Annotated in this window: 5 protein-coding genes; 3 read left to right on the top strand and 2 right to left on the bottom strand. The window is 38.0% G+C overall.

The window, feature by feature from the left end; translation table 11 throughout:
- Positions 1-918 precede the first annotated feature (918 nt).
- Positions 919-2,364: a DEAD/DEAH box helicase gene (locus GJU40_RS15050; protein WP_154308889.1), complete on the top strand. Its 1,446-nt coding sequence runs from the start codon at positions 919-921 to the stop codon at positions 2,362-2,364.
- 239 nt (positions 2,365-2,603) lie between these two features.
- Here the strand turns inward: GJU40_RS15050 and GJU40_RS15045 are convergent, their stop codons facing one another.
- Both GJU40_RS15045 and GJU40_RS15040 read right to left on the bottom strand, forming a co-directional pair.
- On the bottom strand, positions 2,604-3,287 hold the full coding sequence (locus GJU40_RS15045; protein WP_170289426.1) for a VanZ family protein: 684 nt from the start codon (positions 3,285-3,287) through the stop codon (positions 2,604-2,606).
- Positions 3,288-3,722: 435 nt separating this feature from the next.
- Positions 3,723-4,370 (bottom strand): RNA polymerase sigma factor, encoded by a 648-nt coding sequence (locus tag GJU40_RS15040; protein ID WP_154308887.1) that lies wholly within the window; start codon positions 4,368-4,370, stop codon positions 3,723-3,725.
- Positions 4,371-4,468: 98 nt separating this feature from the next.
- Between GJU40_RS15040 and GJU40_RS15035 the strand changes: the two genes are divergently transcribed.
- Together GJU40_RS15035 and GJU40_RS15030 are read left to right on the top strand one after the other, a co-directional pair.
- Positions 4,469-4,897 carry a VOC family protein gene (locus GJU40_RS15035; protein ID WP_154308886.1) on the top strand — a complete coding sequence of 143 codons (429 nt, stop codon included), beginning with the start codon at positions 4,469-4,471 and terminating at the stop codon, positions 4,895-4,897.
- A 297-nt stretch (positions 4,898-5,194) separates the two neighbouring features.
- Entirely contained in the window at positions 5,195-6,223 is a 1,029-nt protein-coding gene (locus GJU40_RS15030; RefSeq protein ID WP_170289425.1) for a zinc-binding alcohol dehydrogenase family protein, read from the top strand.
- The last annotated feature ends 174 nt before the right edge of the window (positions 6,224-6,397 follow it).

Genomic DNA, 6,397 nt, shown 5'->3' with positions numbered 1-6,397 from the left:
TGTTTCACCCAGTTTTGTCCTTCATCACCCCTATGAAGGACATTTTGACTGCTGTTTCACCCAGTTTTGTCCTTCATCACCCCTATGAAGGACATTTCGCTTGCTCTTTCACCCGGTTTTGTCCTTCATCAACCTCATGAAGGACATTTCGACTGCTGTTCCGCCGAGTTTTGTCCTTCATCAACCTTATGAAGGACATTTCGACTGCTGTTCCGCCGAGTTTTGTCCTTCATCACCCTTATGAAGGACATTTCAATTGCTGTTTCACCCAGTTTTGTCCTTCATCACCCCTATGAAGGACATTTTGACTGCTGTTTCACCCAGTTTTGTCCTTCATCACCCCTATGAAGGACATTTCGCTTGCTCTTTCACCCGGTTTTGTCCTTCATCAACCTCATGAAGGACATTTCTACTGCTGTTCCACTCGTTTTTGTCCTTCATCACCCCTATGAAGGACATTTCGACTGCTGTTTAATTGCGATTTGTCCTTCATCACCCCTATGAAGGACATTTCGCTTGCTCTTTCACCCGGTTTTGTCCCTCATCAACCTCATGAAGGACATTTCGACTGCTGTTCAATTGCGATTTGTCCTTCATCACCCCTATGAAGGACATTTCGACTGCTGTTTAATTGCGATTTGTCCTTCATCACCCCTATGAAGGACATTTCGACTGCTGTTTCACTCGTTTTTGTCCTTCATCGCTACTATGAAGGACATTTCGACTGCTGTTCCGCCGAGTTTTGTCCTTCATCACCTTTAATAAGAGCTAATATCACTACAGGAATTATAATGTTGGGTTAAAAGCTCGTTTATCACGCATTTTCAAGTATAATAAACCTTATTACGATCATGCATATAATGATTCTTGGTGTGAATTCTATTTATATGACGAAAAAACAAAAAACGAGGTAAAAAAATGAGTAAAAGAAGTTTTGCGGACTATCATGTAAGCGAAGAAATAAAAAGGGCACTAGCTGTGTTAAAATACGAAACTCCAACAGAAGTTCAAAGAAAAGTCATACCATTAGCAATGGAACATCAAGACCTTGTCGTAAAAGCCCAAACAGGAAGTGGAAAGACTGCCTCCTTTGGTATTCCTGTTACTGATATGATTCTATGGGAAGAAAAAAAACCCCAGGCCTTAATTCTTACGCCAACCAGGGAGCTTGCAGTTCAAGTGCGCGAAGATATTACGAATATCGGAAGGTTTAAACGCATTAAAGCAGCGGCCGTTTATGGGAAAGAACCTTTTTCGAAACAAAAGGATGAATTGAAACAAAAAACTCATGTAGTCGTTGGTACCCCTGGAAGGGTCATGGACCATATTGAGCGAGAAACCTTAGTTTTGGATCAAATCAAGTACCTTATCATAGATGAGGCTGATGAGATGCTTAACAGAGGGTTCATAGATCAAGTGGAAGCAATCATCAAAGAGCTGCCTTCAGACCGGGTAACAATGGTTTTTTCCGCGACTCTGCCAAAAGACGTTGAAAACCTTTGCCATAAATATATGAAGAATCCTACTCAGATTGTGATAGAATCGACCAGCGTGACAGCCGATACCATTGAACATTCTTTAATTGAAGTAAGAGAGGCAGAAAAAATGTCACTCCTGAAAGACGTCACGGTTGTAGAAAACCCAGATAGCTGCCTGATTTTCTGCAAAACGAAAGAACACGTTGATACTGTGTATAGCGAACTAGATAGAGCTGGATATTCCTGTGAAAGACTTCATGGGGGACTAGAACAAGAAGACCGGTTCTCTGTTATGGATGGTTTTAAAATGGGGAACTTTCGCTACCTCATTGCCACTGATGTAGCTGCAAGAGGGATTGATATTGATAATGTCACACTTGTCATCAACTATGACGTTCCCTTGGAAAAAGAGAGCTATGTACACCGAACTGGAAGAACAGGCCGTGCTGGAAATAAAGGAAAGGCCATCACGTTTTCGACACCTTTTGAAGGAAAATTCATCAAAGCCATAGAAAGATACATCGGCTTTGAGATACCTGTTATAGAAGCACCCAGCCATCTGGAAGTGGCTGATGGAAAGTCTGCTTTTGAAGAAAAACTTAGCGGCAGGCGGGTTGTAAGAAACAATAAAACAGCCCGAATCAATCAAGATATCATGAAACTCCATTTCAACGGTGGTAAAAAGAAGAAAATTCGTGCTGTAGACTTTGTTGGAACGATCGCAAAAATTCCTGGAGTCACAGCAGAGGATATCGGCATTATCACCATCCATGATTCAATGTCCTTTGTTGATATTTTGAATGGCAAGGGCTCACTAGTTCTCCAAGCTATGGAACATGCAACGATCAAAGGAAAGAAATTAAAAGTGAGTAAAGCCATAAAATAAAAAAGGCACTGCTCCCCGCTTAGCGGCATAGGAACTGTCCGGCCCCGCTCGAGATAAGAAATCACGAAGATGATGGACTTATTGCAAGGAGGGTATGGGCAGTGCGCGGCCGCTGGGGTGCTGGAGCTGGATTCAAAACCCGTTAGGATTTAGGTAAACAGAATCCTCGTAACCCTATTTTTGAGTTTTAAATAAACCTCAACTACCTCTGGTACGATTTTCCGCAAAATAAATATAAGTTAATTAGATGCGACGTCCTTTTTGTTTACAGTATTATTTGAAATTGTTTTATTATATAGGATGAACACCAAAACCCCAATTAAACCACCAAGTGTATTTAATAATATATCGTCAATATCAATGGCACGATGTCCTCCTTCAGAATACAAATATCCCGAAACGCTGAAGTTTTGGATAAATTGAAATATCTCTATAAACAATGTTGTAAGAATAATCGTGAAAATTACCTTATTCTTGTTAGTTAGAATTTTAAGAGATAATAATGCAAATGCCAAAGGTGCTAACAGAATTATATTTCCTATGGTTTGAATGACTGTTACAGGTGCAACTACTATCAATAAGTCATTATAAATTGTTTTAAAAGGAATTAAATTTATTCTTTCAATGTTTACAAATGGATTGCCGACATAATCTTGATTAAAATAGTAAGAAATATCAACATAAGTCACATAAGAATGTAGTATGAACAAATATAAAATAAATCCACACAAAATAATAAAATCTAGTGTATTTTCTATTACTGATTTGCTAATCAGCCAACTAGATATTAGTAAGATTGCTCCAAAGTTTGCCAATACGTTCAAATACTCCAGTAAACTTGCTCCCTCAAATATATGAGTATTATAAATATAAATAAAATAAATGAAGGAAACTAACAAACTATACCACTTATTTAGTTTCATACCCAAGCTCCTCTTTCTGTTTCCCATCATTTAAGATAAGCTCACCGTTATTTCCCTAAGTGCATCTTTTTTATATATTCTTTATAATAAAAGAAAAGACAATAATTTACAACTATGCCCATTTTGGAGTTACTTTTCTAAATCGTTTTGTGAGACCTTTTAACATCTTAATCGGTTTCTCGGCAATGCAGACAATTACAGTTCGCAGATTTTCTTTTAGTCAAATGGAAAGTATTATGTCTAGAAGGTTTTGAGGAGGTCGTCATCTGGGTCAATTTTAGCAAGCGACGGAAGTATGACGTTTACACTCTCTGTTTATCAACCTTTGCAAGCAGAATGGCTGAAATCTATTCTTCTGAGCTTCGTTATTGGTGTGAATTCTTAGAACATAGCGTCAATAAAACTCTCATTTATTTTATGTTATGTTTTAAGTTACTAAGAAATAATTTCTAGAATATTCCCATCTGGATCTATAACATGGAATACAGAGTTTACAGAACTTCTTCTTACCTGAAAATTTTGCGATTCTAATAGTCGATAAAAATAAAATATTGGCATCGGCTTAGATTCCCGTATTGCTTTTGAGAGTTCTATAATCATTTCGTGATTAGAGGTTAGGGTTTTGATATCTATATTATTATTTTTAAATTTCAGTTTCTTTCTAGAGCGATGAAGTGCTGTTTTAATGGACTCATTACTTACTCTTAACATGGATGCTATTTCTTTTGAAGTGTATCCAAATACATCCTTCAAGGTAATTAGCATAGACTGTTTCAATGGCAAAGTGCTTAGTAAGATTTCTACTAGACCATAGTAATCTACAGAATCATACTCTTCTCCAAATAAGTCTTCACTAAAACAAATAATTTCTTTATATTTCCTTTTCTCATCGATAAAATGATTTCTAGCCACAGTACATAAATATGAAAATGTAAACTCCTTTTTTGGTTGGGAATTTTTAATTTTATAAACCTTTAGCAGCGTTTCTTGTACTAGATCCTCGGCTGTCCAAGGTGACCCTGACAACTTTAAGCAATATTTATAAAGTTTAGTAATCTCGAACTCCAAATCTTCTAAAATCATGTTTGTTTTAACACCTTCTTATTTAAATTAAATGTAAGTGTAACTTTTACACTATTATTTTCGTTATAAGTAAGAATTTCATTTCAAGGAGGAAAATTATGTTTAAAGTAGGTAGTATATTTATTCCAGTAACTGACATCGAAAAATCCACAGAATGGTATGTAAAGTTTCTTGGTGCAAAAGTAATTGACAATTGGGGAGATGGGATTGGATTTTATTTACCATCTGGGTCAACACAATTAGCCTTGGTAAAAGTTGAATCCCCTCAGCCCACTGAGTTTATTACCAAGGGGGATCAAAAAAATGGCTATTTTAATTTTGTTGTTGATGATATTGAGGCGGCCCATCAACATTTTAAAAGCAATGCTATAGTTACTAGCGAGATTGATGATTTTGGTGGAATGAAATTTTTTGACTTCTTTGACTTGGACGGAAATCCATTTAGTGTAGTTAATGAAGTTGATGCTTCTCCTTACCACTCGGATCATGTTAGAAAAATGCAAGAAAGAGATAAAAAGAATAAATAAGTATTTATAAAAAAGAATTACCGTTCTGATGAATTGGTAATTCTTTGTATCCGCTTACTTAGCCTAGGTTCAATTACTTTGTATCTTTTTGTAGAGGAACCGGGATTATCAATCTCTGTAATTAGTCCCCTATGATTCACCTGTTTTTGTTTTTGCAATTGTCCCAACCTATTAACACTCATTTACATCTATATTAACACTAAATTTCACTTACGCTTACAGACTAGAGGCTAATAGTAATCATTTTAAGCTGTTACTCATAACGGGTATACTAATGAGGAAAGGATGTGGTTCATCATGAATACTATGAGGGCGGTAGGCTTAACTTCTTACCTTCCAATTGACAATCCCCAAAGCCTGGTGGACTTAGTTGTAGAAAAACCAACAGCAACGGGTCGTGACATTTTGGTCAAAGTAGCGGCCATATCGGTCAACCCTGTTGATACAAAGGTAAGAGCTCCTAAGGAAAGAGTTGAGGAAGCCCCTAAAATTTTAGGTTGGGATGTAGCAGGAGTTGTCGAAGAGACAGGACCGGACTGTTCATTGTTTCGTCCGGGAGATGAAGTTTTTTATGCTGGCAGTATTGCACGACAAGGCGGAAACAGTGAATACCATTTGGTCGATGAACGAATCGTGGGGCACAAACCTGTTTCCTTAAGTTTTGCGGAAGCTGCAGCTCTTCCCTTAACCTCCATTACAGCTTGGGAAGCATTATTTACCCGAATGTCTATTTCCCAAGATTCGGGTCCTAACAAAGGAAAGGCTCTGCTGATCATTGGTGCGGCCGGGGGTGTAGGTTCCATTGCCACTCAGCTTGCAAAACAAGCAGGGCTTACTGTAATCGGTACTGCTTCCCGATCAGAAACTGTTAGCTGGGTTAAATCAATGGGCGCGGACTATACCATTAATCATCATGACCCGCTCCTTCCACAACTTCAAGCAATTGGATTTACAAACGTTCCGTATATTTTCTGCCTGAATGCTTTGGAAGAACACTGGACCGGTATTAGCGAAGCTATTTCTCCTCAGGGAGTTGTGTGCGCAATTGATGATCCAACCTCTCCGCTGGACCTCAAATTGCTTAAGCAAAAAAGCATCACCTTCGTGTGGGAATTCATGTTCACTCGCCCTGTATACGAAACAGATGATATGATTGAGCAGCATCTATTGCTTAATCGCATTGCTGATGCTGTGGACCATCAAAAATTAAAAACAACACTGACCGAAGTCCTTGGACCGATCTCAGCAGAAAATCTCCGTCAAGCACACAAGCTTTTGGAGAGCAATAGGACGATCGGTAAGATAGTACTGGAAGGTTTTGTTTAAAAATCTGTCCTCAGAGAGTGTAAGACACAATGAGGCACCCTGATATAAAATTAAAGCCGACTGCTGATCGCAGCCGGCTTTATATACACAAAGAAACTTTCTTTAACTTATGATAAGACTCACCGTTCGTCATTCACTGGGAAAATATCATCTAAAAAAATGGGTGGTGGAGAA

It is taken from the genome of Metabacillus lacus (assembly GCF_009674805.1).
GTDB lineage: Bacteria > Bacillota > Bacilli > Bacillales > Bacillaceae > Metabacillus_C > Metabacillus_C lacus.
Note: the sequence above shows the minus strand (reverse complement) of the source record. Positions and strands in the feature narration are given on the sequence as shown.